The organism is Pseudomonas sp. Marseille-Q5299 (assembly GCF_943737035.1).
GTDB classification, from domain to species: domain Bacteria; phylum Pseudomonadota; class Gammaproteobacteria; order Pseudomonadales; family Pseudomonadaceae; genus Aquipseudomonas; species Aquipseudomonas putida_E.
This window is the reverse complement of sequence record NZ_CALSFR010000001.1, coordinates 246,222-267,157: the sequence shown is the minus strand read 5'-3', so window position 1 is coordinate 267,157 and position 20,936 is coordinate 246,222. Positions and strand designations below refer to the sequence as shown.

6 protein-coding genes are annotated in these 20,936 nt (G+C 65.3%); 3 read left to right on the top strand and 3 right to left on the bottom strand.

Annotated elements, in window-relative coordinates:
- Positions 1–227 precede the first annotated feature (227 nt).
- Positions 228–13,181 (top strand): non-ribosomal peptide synthetase, encoded by a 12,954-nt coding sequence (locus tag NGJ21_RS01045; RefSeq protein WP_251961699.1) that lies wholly within the window; start codon positions 228–230, stop codon positions 13,179–13,181.
- An 817-nt stretch (positions 13,182–13,998) separates the two neighbouring features.
- On the opposite strand, the gene dsbG is transcribed toward NGJ21_RS01045, so the two are convergent.
- From dsbG to dsbD, 3 genes are read right to left on the bottom strand one after another with little or no spacing between them, the layout of a single operon-like run.
- Positions 13,999–14,757 carry a thiol:disulfide interchange protein DsbG gene (gene dsbG / locus NGJ21_RS01040; RefSeq protein ID WP_251961698.1) on the bottom strand — a complete coding sequence of 253 codons (759 nt, stop codon included), beginning with the start codon at positions 14,755–14,757 and terminating at the stop codon, positions 13,999–14,001.
- A 1-nt stretch (position 14,758) separates the two neighbouring features.
- Positions 14,759–15,595: a TlpA family protein disulfide reductase gene (locus tag NGJ21_RS01035; RefSeq protein WP_046785283.1), complete on the bottom strand. Its 837-nt coding sequence runs from the start codon at positions 15,593–15,595 to the stop codon at positions 14,759–14,761.
- Positions 15,595–17,307: a protein-disulfide reductase DsbD gene (dsbD, locus tag NGJ21_RS01030; RefSeq protein ID WP_251961697.1), complete on the bottom strand. Its 1,713-nt coding sequence runs from the start codon at positions 17,305–17,307 to the stop codon at positions 15,595–15,597. The genes NGJ21_RS01035 and dsbD overlap by 1 nt, the downstream gene beginning before the upstream one ends.
- Positions 17,308–17,573: 266 nt before the next feature.
- Between dsbD and NGJ21_RS01025 the strand changes: the two genes are divergently transcribed.
- Both NGJ21_RS01025 and NGJ21_RS01020 read left to right on the top strand, forming a co-directional pair.
- Entirely contained in the window at positions 17,574–20,405 is a 2,832-nt protein-coding gene (locus tag NGJ21_RS01025) for a xanthine dehydrogenase family protein molybdopterin-binding subunit (protein ID WP_251961696.1), read from the top strand.
- On the top strand, positions 20,398–20,934 hold the full coding sequence (locus tag NGJ21_RS01020; RefSeq protein ID WP_012315391.1) for a (2Fe-2S)-binding protein: 537 nt from the start codon (positions 20,398–20,400) through the stop codon (positions 20,932–20,934). The genes NGJ21_RS01025 and NGJ21_RS01020 overlap by 8 nt, the downstream gene beginning before the upstream one ends.
- Positions 20,935–20,936 lie beyond the last annotated feature (2 nt).

The following is a 20,936-nucleotide window of genomic DNA, read 5'->3' as shown; positions in this document are numbered from 1 at the left end:
AATGATAATGATTGTCAAATACGAAAGTTAATGAGTATCTATTAGTTTCAGTTCTAAGCAGGCGATCGTGATGCGCGTCACTTTCCGTGCGCGTGGTCGCTGCGACTTCCCGGTAATTTCTTGCGTTGCCCATCCGTTCCCCTGTGTACATCCGGCCGCCGGACGCTGCCCGCCGAACCACGCGCGGCAGCCGGCCCGACTTACCCAGACACTGGCAGGAACACCCCATGATGGACGCCTTCGAACTCCCGCTCTCGCTGGTCCAGGCCCTGGCGCAACGTGCTGCGCACACCCCTGAGCGCATCGCCTTGCGCTTTTTGGCCGATGCGCCCGGCGAGCAGGCGGTGCTCAGCTACCGGGACCTGGACATGCGTGCACGCACCATCGCCGCAGCCTTGCAGGCCCGCGCCGCGTTCGGTGATCGCGCCGTGCTGCTGTTCCCCAGCGGGCCGGACTATGTGGCGGCGTTCTTCGGCTGCCTGTATGCCGGTGTCATCGCCGTACCGGCCTACCCGCCGGAGTCTTCGCGCCAGCATCACCAGGAGCGCCTGCTGTCGATCATCGACGACGCCGAGCCCCGCCTGCTGCTGACCGTGGCAGCGCTGCACGACAGCCTGCAGGGCCTGCAAGCACTCGGCGCAGACAGCGCCCCCGAGCTGCTGACAGTGGACGGCCTGGACCCGGCCCTGGCCAGTGACTGGCGCGAACCGGCGCTGGCCGGCGACGACATCGCCTTCCTCCAGTACACCTCCGGCTCCACCGCCCTGCCCAAGGGCGTGCAGGTCAGCCACGGCAACCTGGTGGCCAACGAGCAGTTGATTCGCCATGGGTTTGGCATCGACCTCAACCCCGACGATGTGATCGTCAGCTGGTTGCCGCTGTACCACGACATGGGCCTGATCGGCGGGCTGCTGCAGCCCATCTTCAGTGGCGTACCGTGTGTGCTGATGTCGCCAGGCTATTTCCTCGCGCGGCCGCAGCGCTGGCTGCAGGCGATCAGCGAATACGGCGGCACCATCAGCGGCGGGCCGGACTTTGCCTACCGCCTGTGCAGCGAACGGGTCAGTGAGGCGGCCTTGGCCGGCCTCGACCTGAGCCGCTGGCGTGTGGCCTATTCCGGCTCCGAGCCGATTCGCCAGGACAGCCTGGACACCTTCGCCGAGAAGTTCGCCCCCTGCGGTTTCACGCCCAGCAGCTTCTTTGCCAGTTATGGCCTGGCCGAGGCCACCTTGTTCGTCAGCGGCAGCCGCCGTGGCCAAGGCATCGGCGCGCTGGAACTCGACGCCGACGCTTTCGCCGCCAACCGTGCAGAAGCCGGCAAGGGCAGCGTGCTGATGAGCTGCGGCTACCCGCAGCCAGGGCATGCGGTCCGTATCGTCGAGCCACAGTGCCTGGACGTGCTGAGTGACAATCGGGTTGGCGAAATCTGGGCCGCTGGCCCCAGCATCGCTTCGGGCTACTGGCGCAACCCTGAGGCCAGCGCGCGGACCTTTGTCGAAATGGACGGCCAGACGTGGCTGCGCACCGGTGACCTGGGCTTCATGCGTGAAGGTGAAGTGTTCGTCACCGGGCGCCTGAAGGACATGCTGATCGTCCGTGGCCAGAACCTCTACCCGCAGGACCTGGAAAAAACCCTGGAACGTGAAGTCGATGTGCTGCGCAAGGGCCGTGTAGCGGTATTTGCCGTGGACGACCAGGGTGAAGAGGGGATCGGTGTTGCGGTGGAAATCAGCCGTAACGTGCAGAAGGCGTCCACCCCCGAGGCGCTGATCAAGACGCTGCGCCAGGTCGTCGCCGACGCCTGCCGGCAGGCGCCTGCCGTGGTCCTGTTGCTCAACCCGGGGGCCTTGCCCAAGACCTCCAGCGGCAAGCTGCAGCGATCGGCCTGCCGCCTGCGCATGGACGATGGCAGCCTGGACTGCTACGCACGCTTCCCGACGCCCGTCGAAACCGGTGAAACTGCCGCTGCCGGCGACGGCCTGCAGGCACGTATCGCGGCCCTCTGGTGCGAGGTGCTCAAGGCCGAATCAGTCGCCGCCGATGATCACTTCCTGCTGCTGGGCGGCAACTCCATCGCTGCCACCCAGGTGACTGCGCGTCTGGCCGATGAACTGGGTATCGCGCTGGGCCTGCGCACCCTGTTCGAAGCACCGACCCTGGCGCAGTACAGCGCTGCCGTGGCGGCAATCCTCGTCCAGGGGGGTGGCGAAACGGCGACCATTGCCCGCCTTGACCGTGGGCAGGCCCTGCCGCAGTCGTTGGCGCAAAACCGCCTTTGGCTGCTGTGGCAGCTGGCGCCGCAGTCGGCGGCCTACAACATACCTGCCGGCCTGCACCTGCGCGGCGAGCTGGACGAAGCTGCGCTTGATGCCGCATTCCAGGCCCTGGTGGCGCGCCACGAATCGTTGCGCACCGTGTTCAGCGAAGAACACGGCCAGGCGCTGCAGCGCATCCTGCCCCGGCAGGCGTTCACCCTGCTGCACCTGGACCTGCAAGGGCTGCCAGCCACCGACGTGGCCGAGCGCCGCGAAGCCGAAGCACAGCGACCGTTCGACCTGGGCCAGGGCCCGTTGCTGCGCGTGACCCTGGTGCGGCTGGGTGACGAAGACCATCAGCTGTGGGTTACCTTGCACCACATCGTCGCCGATGGCTGGTCGCTGAACATCCTGCTCGACGAATTCGCCAAACTGTATGCCGCCCGTTGCCAGGGCCTTGAGGCTTCGCTGGCGCCTTTACCATTGGGTTACGCCGACTATGGCAACTGGCAGCGCCAATGGCTGGCTGAAGGCGAAAGCACGCGCCAGCTTGAATACTGGAAAGCCCGGCTGGGCGATGCGCTACCGGTGCTCGACCTGCACCCGGACCGGCCGCGTTCCAGCCAGCAGGCAAACCGTGCGGCACGCTTGAACGTCAAAGTACCGGCCAAGCTGAGCGAAGCCCTCAAGGGCCTGGCCCGCGAACATCAGGCCAGCTTGTTCATGGTGCTGCTGGCAGCCTGGCAGGGCCTGCTGCACCGCTACACCGGCCAGCACGACATCCGTGTCGGTGTACCCAATGCCAACCGCCCGCGCCAGGAAACCCAGAGCATGGTCGGTTTCTTCATCAACACCCAGGTGCTGCGAGCGCAGCTCGATGGCCGCCAGCCGTTCGCGCAACTGCTGGCTCAGGTAAGGCAGGCGACCCTCGATGCCCAGGCCCACCAGGACCTGCCGTTCGAGCAACTGCTCGAAGCGTTGCCCGACGCCCGTGAGCAGGGCCTGTTCCAGGTCATGTTCAACCACCAGCAGCGCGACCTCTCGGCCCTGCGCCGCCTGCCGGGTTTGCTGGCAGAAGAGTTGCCGTGGCACAGCCGCGAAGCCAAGTTCGACCTGCAGCTGCACAGCGAGGAAGACCACTTGGGCCGTCTGAGCCTGGCCTTCGACTACGCCGCCGAGCTGTTTGCCGAAGATACCGTCACCCGCCTGGCACAGCACCTGCTGGCGCTGCTCGAGCAAGTGTGCGCGGACCCGCAACTGGCCCTGGGCGACGTCGCTTTGCTGGATGAGCAAGGCCGCCAACAATTGCTGGCCTGGGGCCAGGCGCCGGCGCCGGCACTGCAGCGCCTGGTGGTCGAGCAACTCAATGAACAGGCGCGCCAGACCCCTGAGCGCAGGGCGCTGGTTTGGGAAGGCGGCAGCCTGGATTACGCCGAACTGCACCAACAAGCCAACCGCCTGGCCCATTACCTGCGCGACAAAGGCGTCGGCCCCGACTGCTGCGTGGCCATCGCCGTGGAGCGCTCGCCGCAACTGCTGGTCGGTCTGCTGGCGATCCTCAAGGCGGGCGGTGCCTATGTGCCGCTTGATGTCGACTACCCGGCCGAACGCCTGGCCTACATGCTGCGCGATTGCCAGGCCAGCCTGCTACTGAGCAACAGCGGCATGCTGGCCAACCTGCCGCAAGTCGATGGCGTCAGTGCCATTGCCCTCGATCAGCTGCACCTGGACAGTTGGCCAAGCCACGCGCCTGGCCTGCACCTGCACGGCGACAACCTGGCCTATGTGATCTACACCTCCGGTTCCACCGGCCAGCCCAAAGGCGTGGGCAACACCCATGCAGCTTTGGCCGAACGCCTGCAGTGGATGCAGGCCACTTATGCGCTGGATGCTGGCGATGTGCTGATGCAGAAGGCGCCGATCAGCTTCGACGTGTCGGTCTGGGAGTGCTTCTGGCCGCTGATCACCGGTTGCAAGCTGGTGCTGGCCGGCCCCGGCGAGCACCGTGACCCGCAGCGCATCGCCGCGCTGGTGCAGCAGCACGGGGTCACCACGCTGCACTTCGTGCCGCCTTTGCTGCAGGTGTTCGTGCAAGAGCCGCTGGCCGCTGGCTGCAGCAGCTTGCGCCGGCTGTTCTGCGGTGGCGAGGCGTTGTCGGCGAGCCTGCGCGACCGCGTGCTGCAACGGCTGCCGCAGGTCCAACTGCACAACCGCTATGGCCCGACCGAAACCGCCATCAACGTCACCCATTGGCACTGCCGGGCTGAAGACGGCGAACGCTCGCCCATTGGCCGGCCGTTGGGCAACGTGATCTGCCGTGTGCTCGATGGCGAACTGCAACTGGCCGCACCGGGCGTGCCAGGCGAGCTGTACCTGGGAGGCGCGGGGCTTGCCCGCGGCTACCTCGGCCGCCCTGGCCTGACCGCCGAACGCTTCGTGCCGCAGGCCGATGGCAATGGCGAGCGCCTGTACCGCAGTGGCGACCGTGCCCGCTGGCAGTTACAGGCCCAGGCTCTGGAATACCTCGGCCGCCTGGACCAACAGGTGAAAGTGCGAGGTTTTCGCGTCGAGCCCGAAGAAGTCCAAGCCTGCCTGCTTGCTCAGCCGGGTGTCGAGCAAGCGCTGGTGCTGATCCATCAGGACGGCGTGGGCGCGCAGCTGGTCGGCTACTACAGCGGCCCGGGGCAAGCCGAGGCATTGCTCGCCAGCCTGGCCGAACGCCTGCCTGCCTACATGGTGCCAGCGCAACTGATCGCGCTTGAACACATGCCGCTGGGGCCCAGTGGCAAGGTCGATCGCAAGGCGCTGCCGGCACCGGTCTGGCAGCAGCGCGAACATGTCGCGCCGCAGACAGCGTTGCAGCAGCAGGTTGCGGCCATTTGGTGCGAGGTGCTGAACCTGCCGCGCATCGGCTTGCACGACGATTTCTTCGCCCTTGGCGGGCACTCGCTGCTGGCCACCCAGATCGTCTCGCGCACCCGCCAGGCCTGCGATGTCGAGCTGCCCTTGAAGGTGCTGTTCGAAGCCAGCGAGCTGGGCGCCTTCTGCGCCGAGATCGCCCGCATCCGCGAAGCCGGCGAACGCAACCTGCAGGGCGAGATCACCCGCGTCGACCGCCGCCAGGCTGTGCCGCTGTCGTATTCGCAACAACGCATGTGGTTCCTCTGGCAGATGGAGCCGGACAGCCCGGCCTACAACGTCGGCGGCATGGCGCGCCTGCGCGGCACGCTGCATGTGGATGCGTTCGAGCGCGCACTGCAGGCGTTGATCGTGCGCCATGAAACCTTGCGCACCACGTTCCCCGCCATTGACGGTGTGCCGTACCAGTGCGTGGCCGGCGAAGGCGCCGTACACCTGGACTGGCAGGATTTCAGCACCTTGCCAGCAGCCCTGCGCGAGCAGCGCCTGCAGCAACTGGCCGACGCTCAGGCGCACCAGCCGTTCGACCTGGAGCGTGGCCCGCTGCTGCGTGCCTGCCTGGTCAAGGCCGAGGAGCGCGAGCACTATTTCGTGCTCACGCTGCACCATATCGTCACCGAAGGCTGGGCCATGGACATCTTCGCCCGCGAACTGGGCGAGCTGTACGAAGCGTTCGTCGATGAGCGCGAGTCGCCACTGACGCCGTTGCCGGTGCAGTACCTGGACTACAGCGTCTGGCAGCGGCAGTGGCTGGAAAGCGGCGAAGGGGCGCGCCAACTGGCCTACTGGAAAGCCCGCCTGGGCGATGAGCACCCGGTCCTGGCCCTGCCGGCTGACCGGCCACGCCCGACCGTGCAGAGCCACCGTGGCGAGCTGTACCGCTTCGAGCTGGACCCGGCGCTGGTTGCCCGCGTGCATGCCTTCAACAGCCAGCGCGGGCTGACCTTGTTCATGACCATGACCGCCACCCTGGCCGCCTTGCTGCACCGCTACAGCGGCCAGCGCGACCTGCGCATCGGTGCGCCGGTGGCCAACCGTATCCGCCCCGAAAGCGAAGGGCTGATCGGCGCCTTCCTCAACACCCAGGTGCTGCGCTGCGAGGTGGACGGGCAGATGACCGCAGCCGCATTGCTCGACCAGGTGCGCCGGGCCGCCATCGAAGGCCAGTCGCACCAGGACCTGCCATTCGAGCAACTGGTAGAAGCCCTGCAGCCCCCGCGCAGCAGCGCCTACAACCCGCTGTTCCAAGTGATGTGCAACGTGCAGCGCTGGGCCTTCCAGCAAAGCCGTGAGCTGGCAGGCATGCAGGTGGATTACCTAGTCAACGATGCCAGCGCCACCAAGTTCGACCTGTACCTGGAAGTGACCGACCTCGATGGCCGTCTTGGCTGCTGCCTGACCTATAGCCGCGACCTGTTCGATGAACCGCGGATCGCGCGCATGGCCGAGCATTGGCAACAGTTGCTGGTCGGCCTGCTGGACAACCCGCAACAGCGCCTGTGCGAGCTGCCGATGCTGGCCGGGGCCGAACAGCAGGTATTGCTCGACCAGTTGCAGGGTGAGCATGGTCGCGCCCCTGAGCAGACCCTTCACGGCCTGTTCGCCGCCCAGGCTGCGCGCACGCCACAAGCCGGCGCGCTGACCTTCGCCGGCCGGCACCTGAGCTATGCCGAGCTCGACCAGCAGGCTAACCGCCTGGCCCGAGCCCTGCGCGAGCGGGGGGTCGGCCCGCAGGTGCGCGTGGGCCTGGCGCTGGAGCGTTCGCTGGAGATGGTCGTCGGCTTGCTGGCGATCCTCAAGGCCGGCGGCGCTTATGTGCCGCTCGACCCGGAATACCCGCTCGACCGCCTGCGTTACATGATCGAGGACAGCCGCATCGGCCTGCTGCTGAGCCAGCGCGCGCTGCTCGAAACCCTTGGCGAACTGCCCGACGGCGTAGCGCGCTGGAGCCTGGAGGACGACGCCGCAGGTTTGTCCGCCTACAGCGATGCACCCTTGGCCAACCTCAACCTGCCGCAGCACCAGGCCTACCTGATCTACACCTCGGGGTCCACCGGCAAACCCAAGGGTGTGGTGGTCAGCCACGGCGAAATCGCCATGCATTGCCAGGCGGTGATCAAGGCCTTCGGCATGCGCAGCGACGACTGCGAACTGCACTTCTATTCGATCAACTTCGACGCGGCCAGCGAGCGCCTGCTGGTGCCGCTGCTGTGCGGCGCCCGCGTGGTGCTGCGTGCCCAGGGGCAATGGGGCGCCGAAGACATCTGCCAACTGGTACGCGAGCAGCAGGTCAGTATCCTCGGTTTCACCCCAAGCTACGGCAGCCAGCTGGCCCAGTACCTGGCCGGGCAGGGCGAGCAACTGCCGGTACGCCTGGTGATCACCGGCGGTGAGGCGCTGACCGGCGAGCACCTGACGCGTATCCGTCAGGCCTTCGCCCCCCAGCAGTTCTTCAACGCCTACGGCCCGACCGAGACGGTGGTCATGCCCCTGGCTTGTCTTGCCCCTGACACCTTGCCCGCCGATGCCGGCAGCGTGCCGATCGGCCGGGTGATCGGTGCCCGCAGTGCCTATATCCTCGATGACGACCTGGCGTTGCTGCCACAAGGTGGCATCGGCGAGTTGTACATCGGCGGGGTAGGGCTTGCCCAGGGCTATCACGACCGCCCTGGCTTGAGCGCCGAGCGTTTTGTCGCCGACCCGTTCAGCCATGACGGTGGGCGCCTGTACCGCACCGGTGACCTGGTGCGCCTGCGCGCCGATGGCCTGGTGGAGTATGTCGGGCGTGCCGACCAGCAGGTGAAGATCCGCGGCTTCCGTATCGAGCTTGGCGAAATCGAGAGCTGTCTGCAGGCGCATGCCGATATCGAAGAGGCTGTGGTGCTGGCTCACGACTTGCCCGGCGGCAAACAGCTGGTCGGTTACCTGGTGTGCAAGCAGGCCAGCGCTGACAGTGAGGTCCAAGCCCGGTTGCGCGAAGCGGTCAAGGCGCACACCCGCCAGCACCTGCCCGATTACATGGTGCCAACGCACCTGGTACTGCTGGGCAGCCTGCCGCTGATGGGCAACGGCAAGCTGGACCGCCGTGCCTTGCCGCTGCCAGACCTGGAACAGGCCCGCGAACAGTACCAGGCACCTGCGAACGCGCTTGAGGAGCAACTGGCGCAGATCTGGCGCGAGGTGCTCAACGTCTCCCGCGTGGGCGTGCAGGACAACTTCTTTGAACTGGGCGGTGATTCGATCCTGTCCATCCAGGTGGTCAGCCGGGCCCGTCAGCTGGGCCTGCAGTTCACCCCGCGCGACCTGTTCCAGCACCAGACCATCCAGACACTGGCCGCCGTGGCCAGCCGCAGCGAGGTGGCGAACAGCATCGAGCAGGGCCAGCGCCAGGGCCGCAGCGGCCTGACGCCGATTCAGCACTGGTTCTTCGACAGTGAGGTGGCCCAACCGCAACACTGGAACCAGGCCGTCTTGCTTCAGGCGCGCGTGCCGCTGGACAGCGCCCTGCTGGAGCGGGCCCTGGCCACCCTGGTGGCACACCACGACAGCCTGCGCCTGCGGTTTACCCAGGCAGATGGCCGCTGGCAGGGCGAATACGCCGCAGCGCCTGGCGAGCAACTGCTATGGACTGCCACGGTGGCCGACTTCAATGCCTGTCAGGCGCTGTACACCGACGTACAACGCAGCCTGGATCTGGAACAGGGGCCATTGCTGCGGGCCTTGCTGGTCAACGACGGGCAGGGCGCCCAGCGGCTGTTGCTGGCGATCCATCACCTGGTGGTCGATGGAGTGTCCTGGCGCGTGCTGCTCGAAGACCTGCAGGCGCTGTACCGTGGTCAGCCGCTGGCGGCCAAGACCCACGCCATGGCCGACTGGGCTGCGCGCCTGGCAAGCTACGCCGGCAGCGATTCGCTGCGCGATGAGCTCGGCTGGTGGCAAGACCAGCTGGGGGATGTGCGCCATGAGCTGCCATGCGATCACCCGCAGGGCGGCAACCTGCACCGGCATGCCGATACCCTGGCCATCGCCCTGGATGTGGAGCAGACCCGTCAGTTGTTGCAACAGGCCCCCGCGGCTTACCACACCCAGGTCAACGACCTGCTGCTGACTGCCCTGGCGCGCACGCTGTGCCGCTGGACCGGTGACGACGAGGTGCTGGTGCAGCTAGAAGGCCATGGCCGTGACGGGCTGTTCGAAGACATGGACCTGACCCGCAGCGTGGGCTGGTTCACCAGCGCCTACCCGCTGCGCCTGAACCCTCAGGCGGGTGAGGACGACAGCGCACGCGCCACCTCGATCAAACGCATCAAGGAACAGCTGCGCCAGGTGCCGCACAAAGGCCAGGGCTACGGCGTGCTGCGTTACCTGGCTGATGACGCCGGGCGCGAAAGCATGGCCGCGCTGCCGCAAGCACGCATCACCTTCAACTACCTTGGCCAGTTCGACCAGCAGTTCGACAGCGCGGCGCTGTTCCAGCCGCTGGATGCCCCTGCGGGCCTGGCCCACGACCTCGACGCGCCACTGCCGAACTGGCTGAGCGTCGACGGCCAGGTCTATGGCGGTGCCTTGCAACTGCGCTGGACCTATAGCCGCGAACGTTTCGACGAGCAGACCATTGCGCGCCTGGCCGAGGCTTATCGCCACGAACTGCTGGCCCTGGTCGGCCACTGCCTGGCCCAGGGTACGGGCAGCTTCACGCCCTCGGACTTCCCACTGGCGCACCTGACCCAGGAACAGATCGACGCGCTGCCGGTTCCGGCTGCCGAAATCGAAGACGTCTACCCGCTGACCCCAATGCAGGAGGGCCTGCTGCTGCATACCCTGCTGGAGCCGGGTACCGGCATCTACTACATGCAGGACCGTTACCGCATCAACAGCGCCCTCGACCCGCAGCGCTTCGCCCAGGCCTGGCAGGCGGTGGTGGCCCGCCACGAGGCACTGCGGGCATCGTTCAGCTGGAATGCCGGCGAAGCGATGCTGCAGATCATCCACAAACCGGGGAACACTCCTGTCGACTACCAGGACTGGCGCGGCCTCGACGACACGGCCCAGGAACAACGCCTGCAAGCACTGCACAAGCAAGAGCGCGAGGCCGGCTTCGAGCTGCTGCGCCAGGCGCCGTTCCACCTGCGGCTGGTGCGGGTGGACGATGAACGTTACTGGTTCATGATGAGCAACCACCACATCCTCATCGATGCCTGGTGCCGCTCGTTGTTGATGAACGACTTCTTCGAGCTCTACCAGGCCCTCGGCGAAGGCCGCCAGGCCCAGCTGCCGATGCCGCCACGCTATCGCGACTACATCGGCTGGCTGCAACGCCAGGACCTGGGCGAAGCACGACGCTGGTGGCAGGCCAACCTGGCTGGCTTCGAGCGCGCCACGGCGATCCCAAGCGACCGCCCGCTGCGTCATGACCATGCCGGTGACGGCATGCTGGTCGGTGACTGCTACACCCGCCTGGAGGTGAGTGATGGCGTGCGCCTGCGCGAACTGGCCCAGGCTCACCAACTGACCATCAACACCTTCGCCCAGGCGGCCTGGGCCCTGGTGCTTGCCCGCTACAGCGGTGAGCGCGACGTGGCCTTTGGCGTGACCGTTGCCGGGCGGCCGGTGAGCATGCCGCAGATGCAGCGCACCGTCGGCCTGTTCATCAACAGCATCGCCCTGCGTGTGCAATTGCCCGAACCGGGCCATCGCTGCAGCGTGCGCCAGTGGCTGCAAGGCCTGCTGGAGCGCAACATGGAGCTGCGCGAGTACGAATACCTGCCGTTGGTGACGATCCAGGAGTGCAGCGAACTGCCCAAAGGCCAGCCGCTGTTCAACAGCTTGTTCGTGTTCGAGAACGCCCCGGTGGAAACCGCGGTGCTCGACCACGCCCAGCACCTCAACGCCAGCTCGGACTCAGGCCGTACTCACACCAACTTCCCGTTGACGGCGGTGTGCTACCCGGGCGACGACCTTGGCCTGCACCTGTCGTTCGACCAGCGCTACTTCGACCATTCAACCGTCGAGCGCTTGCTGGCCGAGTTCAAGCGCCTGTTGCTGGCGTTGGTGCAAGGTTTCGACGGGCAGGTCAGCGAGCTGCCGTTGCTGGGTGAGGCAGAGGAACGCTTCCTGCTTCAGGCGTGCAACCGCACCGAACGGGCCTATGCCCTGGAGCAGAGCTACGTCGCGCAGTTCGAGGCACAGGTCGCCGCGCACCCAGAGCGCACGGTGGCCCGTTGCATGGAGGCGAGCTATGACTATGCCGGGTTGAACCTGGCAGCCAACCGCCTGGGCCATGCGCTGGTCGCTGCGGGTGCTGGCATCGATCAGCCGGTCGCGCTGCTGGCCGAGCGGGGCCTGCCACTGCTGGGCATGATCGTCGGCAGCTTCAAGGCAGGTGCCGGTTACCTGCCCTTGGACCCTGGTCTGCCGTCGGCGCGCCTGCAGCGTATCGTCGAGCTCAGCCGCACGCCGGTGCTGGTGTGCAGCGCAGCCTGTGCCGAGCAGGCGCGCCTGTTGCTGGACGAACTGGCCGGCGTGGCGCGGCCGCAGCTGTTGATATGGGAGGAGGTGCAATCGAGCAACATCGCCAGCCACAACCCGGGTATCCACAGTGGGCCGGACAATCTTGCCTACGTGATCTACACCTCAGGCTCCACTGGCCTGCCCAAAGGCGTGATGGTCGAGCAGCGCGGCATGCTCAACAACCAGCTGAGCAAGGTGCCGTACCTGGCGCTGAGCGAGCAGGATGTGATTGCCCAGACCGCCTCGCAGAGCTTCGATATCTCGGTCTGGCAGTTCCTTGCCGCGCCATTGTTCGGCGCCAGGGTCGAGATCGTGCCAAACGCCATCGCCCACGATCCGCAGGGCCTGCTGACGCATGTTCAGGCCACCGGCATCACGGTGCTGGAGAGCGTGCCCTCGCTGATCCAGGGCATGCTGGCCAACGATCATCAGGCGCTGGGCGGCTTGCGCTGGATGCTGCCGACCGGCGAAGCCATGCCGCCGGAGCTGGCCGCGCAATGGCTGCAGCGCTACCCGGGCATCGGCCTGGTCAACGCCTACGGCCCGGCGGAGTGCTCCGATGACGTGGCGTTCTTCCGCGTCGACCTGGCCTCGACCCGTGGCAGCTACCTGCCGATCGGCACGCCAACCGACAACAACCGCCTGTATCTGTACGGCGAGGACCAGGCCTTGGTACCGCTGGGCGCGGTGGGCGAGCTGTGCGTAGCCGGTACCGGCGTGGGCCGGGGCTATGTCGGCGACCCGGTGCGTACCGCTCTGGCCTTCATCCCCCACCCGCATGGTGCGCCGGGCGAGCGCCTGTACCGCACTGGTGACCTGGCACGGCAGCGCCCGGATGGCGTGTTCGAATATGTCGGTCGCATCGACCACCAGGTGAAGATCCGCGGTTACCGGATCGAACTGGGTGAAATCGAAGCCCGCCTGCACGAGCAGGTCGAAATCCGCGACGCCGCCGTGGGTGTACAGGACGGTGTCAACGGCAAGCACCTGGTCGGATACCTGGTGGCTCATCAGGGCGTTACCGCCGATGCCGCGCTGCTGGAGCAGGTCAAGCAGCGCCTGCGTGCTGATTTGCCGGAATACATGGTGCCGCTGCACTGGGGCTGGTTCGACAGCCTGCCGCACAACGCCAACGGCAAGCTCGACCGCAAGGCTTTGCCGGCTATCGACATCGGCGGCCAGCATGGCCAGGCCTACCTGGCGCCACGCGACGAGCTGGAAGAGGTGCTCGCCGCTATCTGGGCCGACGTGCTGAAGGCCGAGCGGGTAGGGGTGCACGACAACTTCTTCGAGCTGGGCGGGCATTCGCTTCTGGCAACGCAGATTGCCTCGCGGGTGCAGAAACAGTTGCAGCTGAACGTCCCGCTGCGGGCGATGTTCGAGTGCAGTACGGTTGAGGAGCTGGCGGAGTATGTGCGTGGGCTGCAGGGCAGCGCGCTGGATGAGGGCAAGGTGGATCGGTTGAGTGATCTGATGGCGGAGCTGGAGGGGTTGTGACAGCCACAGCTTAGTCTGTAACGGCCTCTTCGCGGGCTACCCCGCTCCCACAGGTTTTGCGTTGTATCACATACAGCGGCGAGCCTGTGGGAGTCGATTTACCCGCAAAGAGGTGGCTGCGGTCACCCAGTATTCGATACGTTTCGGGAGGTTTTCTTCATTGTTTTGAATGGTGGCGTTGATGATCGTGTAGCCAATGAGCTGAGTGCACAATAATAGAGTGATGTTTGTCCTCTGGCATGGCCGAGGCGGGGAGGTCCGGTGCTTTGGGTTGTTGTTTGGGGGTGGTTCAAAGTTAAGTATTTCATAGTTGTAGGTTCTTATTGTTTTCATTTCGTCTCTGGGATGCAATTCAAGTGCTGTGACTGAAGCCAGCCAGGCTGCAGAGTAAGCCTGCGTCAAGAGTTGCTGTAGGGTTGGCAAATGTCAATCTGTGTTAATCCTGCCCTGAGCGAGCGAAACTGATGCGGCGGTTTATTGGGGTTTTTAAATGTAAGAATAATGCTTAGGTTTTTTCCTGCAGAGACTAAGTAGGAAGGGTAGATCTTGTCGTTTGTTGAGGTGTTCTGGCACGTTTTCTTGAGGTGGTGTAGTACTTTTCGCTTTTATTCTTTGAATTGATTGCGATGCGTTTATAGCGTTTTTTTTTGTGATTAGTGTTTCGTGATGTTTTCGGTGGGCAACTCAATAGCCGGGTGGAAGGGGACCTGCTTTGTCCCCCTTCTTTCAGGGAGGGGTATTGTTGCGCTTGCGAGATCGAGCGCCGCCCGCGCGGCGCTCGATCTCAGGAGCACCGAGAACCCGAAATCTGCAACATTTAACGCTTGCCGAGAATTTTCCCCAACAACTCCGGCCGCGGTGCCCCTTGCTGGCTCTGCAGGTTGCCCTGCTCATCCTGATAGAAGATTGCCGGGGTGGCCTGCAGGCCCATTTCTTCCATCAAGGCCAGGTTCGCCGCCAGTTTCTGCTGCACCGCCTCTGGCACCTTGTCCAGCGCTTTCAGCGTGCTGGCCTTGCCTGCTTTCTCATGCTGTTCCAGCGCTTTGGCCGGGTCCTTGGCGGCCAGCAGTGCCGCCGATTTGCCTGGGCTGTCCTCGCGGATGATGCCGACCATGATATGGCGCAGCTGCACCTTGCCCGACTCTACCCATGGCCGTGCCTGCTGCCAGAACATGTTGCAGTATGGGCAGTTCGGGTCACTGAACAGGTATACCTTGCGCGGTGCATCGGCTTTGCCGTCAGCGATCCAGCTGGTTTTTTCCAGCTTCGCCCAGATGGCCTTGGACATGGGCCCGTACACCAGCTTTTCCAGGGGGGCGGCACTGAGGTCCTGGCCCTGTTCGTCAAACAGGCTGCCGACCAGTACATGCTTGCCATCGGGTGTGAGGTACAGGGCGATGCCGTTGTTCTGGTACTCGGCGGCGTAACCGCGCAGGCCATCGGGTGCATCGAAGCGGCCTTTGATCACGGCGCCCTTGGCTTGCAGTTGCTCGATTGCCTTGGGCAGGGTTTCGGCATGCGCCAGCGGGGCGGTCAGCAGGGCCAGGGACAGGGGCAGCAGTGCAGTCAGTCGCATGTCATTTTCCTTGTGCGGCAGGGGCGGGCGCAGCGGCCCGTTCGAAAGGTTCCAGGGCATGGCGCAGGCTGGCCCGGGACAGCTCGCCCAGGTGGCTGCCGATCAGCCGCCCGTTGGCGTCGTAGAACAGGGTGGTGGGCAGGGCCATCGAACCTACCCGCTGGGCCAGGATGCCGGTGCCGTCGAACAGCACATGGGTCAGGCTCAGGCCGGTGGTGGCGAGGAAGGTGCTGACGTTTTCAGGCGTCTCGCCTTGGTTGACGAACAGGAAAGTCACGTGAGGGTACTCACCCTGGGCGTGTTGCAGCACCGGCATTTCCCGTCGGCACGGCGGGCACCAGGTCGCCCAGATGTTGATCACCAGCGGCTTGCCGCGGTAGCTGTGCAGCGCAACCGATTGCCCGCTGGCATTGCGCAGGCTCAGCTCTGGCAGCTCGGTGCCCTTGCTGTACAGATGGCTGCCAAGGCTGGCCAGCCCCCAGAACAGCGCGCCACTGAACAGTGCCCAGCCCAGCGGGCGGCGCAGCCCGGGGTGGCGCCAGCCTTGCCAGAGGCTGGCGAGTACGACGCCGATCAGCCCCGACCAGAGCAGGAAGCCACCGTCGCGGATGTCGATCACCTGCACCAGGTCATCGCGGTACATCGGCCAGTAAACCAGCACGAAACCCAGCCGAGCGCACAGCAGGCCGATCAGGAACAGGTTGAATAGCGCCGACTCCGGGCTTTCGCCGCCACGCCGGGCGACCCACCAGCCGACCACGCTGGCGATGCCCAGGGCGGCGAGCATCAACAGATGATTGAGGGCCATGGTCAGGGGCCCCAAGGTTACAGTCAGCATCAACCTTGGCTCCTGGTCTGGGCCCAATGTTGCAGGAATGCGGCCGCATCCACCTCGCCGGTGATGCGCCGTGCGCGGCGTTCCTCGCCTTCCGGGCCGAGCCAGATGATGCTGGGTGGGCCGGGTACCTGGTAGCGTTGCAGCAGCGCGCGGCTGGCGGGGGCATCGGCGGTCACGTCCAGGCGCAGCAGGTGCACGCCGGCCAGGCTGGCTTGCACCTCGTCACGGGCAAACACCTGCTTTTCCATGACTTTGCACGATACGCACCAGTCGGCGTAGTAATCGACCATCACCCATTGGCCACGGGCTTTGGCCGCATTGAGCTCACGTTGCAGGTCCTCCGGGCGGCTGACGGTGACAAACGCATCTTCGGCGTGCTGAGTGGCCGAAGGTGCGGGGCCACCGGCAAACGGGCGCAACGGCTGCCAGAGGTCATCGCCACCGGCGGCAGCGCCTATCAGCAGCAGCCCACCCCACAATGCGCCCAGCAGCGGTACGGCGCGCAAGGCAGGCAAGCGCTGCAGGGCCGGCCACGCGGCCCAGCCCAGTGCAATCAGCCACGCGCCGCTCAAGGCCAGCAGCAGCGGTGCGGCGAGCAGGCTGCGTACGGTGTACAGGGCCATGGCCAGGAACACGAAGCCGAACACCCCCTTGACCCGCTCCATCCAGGCGCCCGGGCGCGGCAGGTAGCGGTTGCCCAAGGTCACCAGCAACAGCAGTGGCACACCCATGCCCAGGCCTAGGCTAAACAGCACCAGCGCACCTTGCAGCACGTCGCCACTCTGCGCGATGTAAAGCAGGGCGCCGGCCAGCGGGGCGGTCATGCACGGCCCGAGCAGCAGGCCGGAGAGTGCCCCCAGGAGCGCCGCACCGTAGAGGTTGCCGCCCCGGGTGCTCTGCCCGGCACGGTCCAGGCGATCACGCAGGGCGGCTGGCAATTGCAATTCGAAAGCGCCGAACATCGGCAGGGCAAGTATCACGAATAGCGCCGCCAGGCTGCCCAAAAGCCAAGGCTGCTGCAGCCAGGCTTGCAGGCTGGCGCCAAGCAGCGCGGCGACCACGCCGAGCCCTGCATACACCAGCGCCATGCTCAGCACGTAGACCCCGGCCAGCACCCAGCCACGTCGTGCGCTGGCGCCGTTGCCCATGACCAGCCCGGCGAGGATCGGCAGCATGGGCAGCGAGCAAGGGGTGAACGCCAGCAGCAGGCCAAGGCCGAAGAACGCCAGCAGGCTCCAGCCAAGGCTGGCGCTTTGCAGGCCGCTGGCCAGGGCTTGGTCGCTGGCCTGGTCAGTGGCAGGCGCGGCGCTGCCGCCCAGGTCGATGACAGTGGTTTGCGGCGGGTAGCACAGGCCGGCGTCGGCGCAGCCCTGCCAGCCCAGGCGCAACTGGCCTTGGGCGTTGGCGGGCAGCAGCAGTTCGAGTTGGTCGCGGTACACCGCGCTGTCGCCGAAGAATTCATCGTGATGGTTGAGGGCCGGCGGCAGTTGCGGGTGCTGCTCGACGGGTAGGCCGTCGAATTTCAGGCGCTTCTGGTAGAGGTAGTAACCCTGTTTGATCTGGAAATAAAGGCGCATCTGGCCGTCGGCCTGGCGGTCGTGGGTCAGGACGAACGCCTGGTTCACCGGCAGGAAGTCGGGCTTTACGTCGAACGGGTTGGCCTGCAGCGGGCCGGCCATAAGGAATGTGAGGAAGAGCAGGAGGACGCGCATGTCTTCGCCTTGGCAGATTTGAACGGGGCCATGCTGGCCTGAGCCGATTAACCCAAGGTTAACCTGTGGCCCCGTTCGTGCGAGCTGAGCGTGGACATACCGCGACATACTGTCTGCTTGACTTTGCCAAAACCTACTTGAGTGCTGTAAAGTTGACGTGAAAGTCAGTTTTCTGTGGGCGCCCTGTGTCGGCGCTCACCTCCTTCCGCGTTTCCAGCACAAGAATCAAAAGATGGGCAGGCAGCGGCCTGCCCAGAGGATCAAGCATGTCCAACCGTGATATTTCCCGGCGCTCCTTCCTGCAAGGTGGCCTGATCGCCGGTGTCGGCGTGAGCATGGCGCCGCTCGGCAGCCAGGCCTTCGCCGCACTGATGGAAGATCGTGTCACCACCTCGCCGCAGAAGTGGATGAACCACGACGGCAAGGCGCGTTTCCGTAACGACGCGTTGTCCAAGGTGTGCGGCAACAAAGTCTTTGCCCGCGACATCCGCGCCAAGGACATGCCCGGCTGGCCCGAGCAGCAAGGGCACGCCATGTTGCTCAAGACCACCAAGGCCGACCGTATCTACGCCGGTTACGACCTTGAGTGGCTCGGCACCGGGTTGCAGCCAGACCGCATCGTCACCTCCGCTGACCTGGAAAAGGACGGCATTGCCTGGCCCGAAGCTCATTCGCCCGACCCGCTGCTGCCACCTGGCAAGGTGCCGATGTTCATAGGCCACCCGGTGGCGATCCTGATCTGGAACGACTTCGAGCGCTTCCGCCAGGCCAAGCGCAAGCTGCAGTTCAACGACAAGGCGATCCGCTACGGGGCCCAGGCCCCGCTGTATCAGCGCGACCCCTATGGCAGCTTCCGCTTCGTTCGCGTTGGCGGTGCCACGCCGTTCGACGACGATGAGTTCTCCAGCCTGAAGAACGCCATGCTGTTCCCCACCATTCTCAACCGTAAGCCGGTGTGGTCCAAGCAGCCCAACCAGCACGGCGACCTCACCGAGCAGGGCCTGTTCTACGCCAAACGCATCGGCGAGCAACTGGACAACCCGCCCGAAGACTGGCTGGTGTTCGATGAGCGCTACAAGACGCCTTCCATCGAGCCGGCGGCGCTTGAGCCCGACAACGGCAATGGCTGGTACGACGCCGGCACCGGCACGCTGCACTTCGTGGTCGCCACCCAGTGCCCGTTCGAAGTGGCGCAGGACTGCGTGCACATGATCAAGCCGTCGCGCTTCGCCCTCAAACACCTCAACATACACCCGGGTTACACCGTGGGCTATGGCTCCAAAGACAACAACATCTTCGTGTTCTATGCCGCGGTTGCCGCGCTGTATGGCGCTGGTGTGCCGGTCCGCCTGGCCAACGACCGCTATGAGCAGTTCCAGAGCGGCATCAAGCGTCATGCCTTCGACATCCGCTATCAACTGGCCGTGGACAAGAAGGACAACAGCTTCAGGATCTTCCGCGCCGACATGAGCTGTGACGGCGGTGGCCGCATCAACTACAGCCCGTCGGTGGCCGCAGTCGGGGCCACGGCGGCGCAGTCGATCTATTACATGCCGCAGAACGACCTGTCCGTCACCGCCTACCACTCGCGGGGCGTCGAGGCAGGGTCCATGCGTGGCTACGGTACCCTGCAGACCATGGCGGCCACCGAAATGATGGTCGACGAGGTCGCCCAACGCCTGGGTGTCGATGCCATCGACCTGCGTCGTGCCAATGCGTTGAAGTCAGGCATGAAGAACACCCAGGGCGCAGTGCCCGCCGGCGCCCTGCGCCTGCACGAGATCCTCGACAAGGCTGCTGCCCATGACTGGTGGCGCAACCGTGATGCGCGCAAGCGACAGATGGACGCCAAGGATCCGGACCACTGGTACGGCGTGGGCTTTGCCATCTGCCAGAAGGATTTCGGCACCGGTTCCGAAGCGCCGATGGCCAGCGTCGAGTTCACTGCCGATGGCCGCATCAGCCTGCGCCACATCGGCACCGAACTGGGCACCGGCATGTCCACTTCCCAGGCCCTGGTGGTCAGCGACTTCCTCGGCCGCTCGGCCGACGAGGTGAAGACCGCAGTGACCGAGTGGCCTGAACTGCAACTGGCCACCAGCGGCAACCCTTACCTGATCAGCCAGGCCGAGCAGGATGCGGCGCTGCGCAACCCGCGCTGGGTCGGCAAACTGGCATCGCCATCGTCGGCGACCAACTCGGCGTTCTATTTCAGCCACGCCACCCGGGAAGCGGCGCGCGTGCTGTTCAATCATGGCCTCTGGCCGGCGGCCATGGCACTGTGGCGCCAAGGCCCGTTCGGCGGGCAGGCCAACCCCTTGGTGGTGCGCCGCGAGAACGCGGTATGGGTCAATGGTGAGCTGACCGGCAACGGGCTGGCGCCTATTCCCTTCGCCGAGCTTGCGAAGAAAGCCCACGAAATGGGCCTGGTCACCGGCGTCAGCGTTCACGGTTTCAACCGTTGGAGCTGGGCAGAAGCCGACTTCGTCATCGACGGCGTGCGCGAGCGTTTCCCGCTCGATGCCGTGGCCGTTAAATACGGCGACGGTGCGCCAAACGCCAAGAAAGCGCAGATGAGCAGCAACGGCTACCACTTGCTCGACCGGCAGAACGCCGCCTACCCGGCCACCCAGTTGAACAACGCCATGGTCACTTACTACAGCCCGGTGGCCACTATCGTCGAAGTGAAAGTGAACAAGGGCACCCATGAAGTCCAGGTGCTCAACCATCACAGCTGGGTCGAGTGCGGCCGGGTGTTGGTACCGGAGCTGGTCAAGGGCCAGCTCGAAGGCGGCATCGCCATGGGCATTGGCCATGCGCTGACCGAAGAGATGCCACTGCATGAGGGTGGCCCGGGGGAGGGCGACTGGAACTTCAACCGCTATCGCCTGCCGCATGCCAAGGACGTGGCCGTCTGGAAGCAGACGTCCGAGATCCTCCCGCCGTTGTCGCCCACCGACCCGTCCAAGGGCATTGCCGAGGTGGTGATGATCCCGGTGGTCGGTGCCATCGGCAACGCCGTGGCCCATGCCATTGGCAAGCGTGTTCGCGATCTTCCGATTACTCCAGCCCGCATCAAGGAGGCCCTCAATGGCTAACCGTCCGCTTCAACTGACCCTCAATGGTCAACCTGTCGGTCCGGTCGAGGTCCCCGACGACCTGGCGATGATCGATTACCTGCACGAACACCAGAACCTCACCGGCTCGCGCCTGGGCTGCGGCCAGGGTATCTGCCATGCCTGCGTGGTGATCGTCGACAACCCCGATGGCACCAGTGAAGAAGTGCGCACCTGCATCACCGGTGCCCACTACTTCGCCGGCAAGAAGGTCCGTACCATCGAGAGCCATGCCAAGCAGGACGAGGCCGGCAACTTCACGCTGAACCCGATCCAGCAGAAGTTCGTCGACCTGTTCGCCTTCCAGTGCAGCTACTGTGCACCCGGCTTCGTCAACGCGGCGACCGTGCTGGTGGAAAATGCCCAGCGCCAGCCGGTGAAGAAGAGCGAACTTGAAGACCGCATCGAAGAGAGTCTGGGGCATCACATTTGCCGCTGCACCGGCTACGTACGCTATTACGATGCTACCCGCACGGTCCTCAACGACCTCGGCCTGGTCAAGGAGGGTTGAGC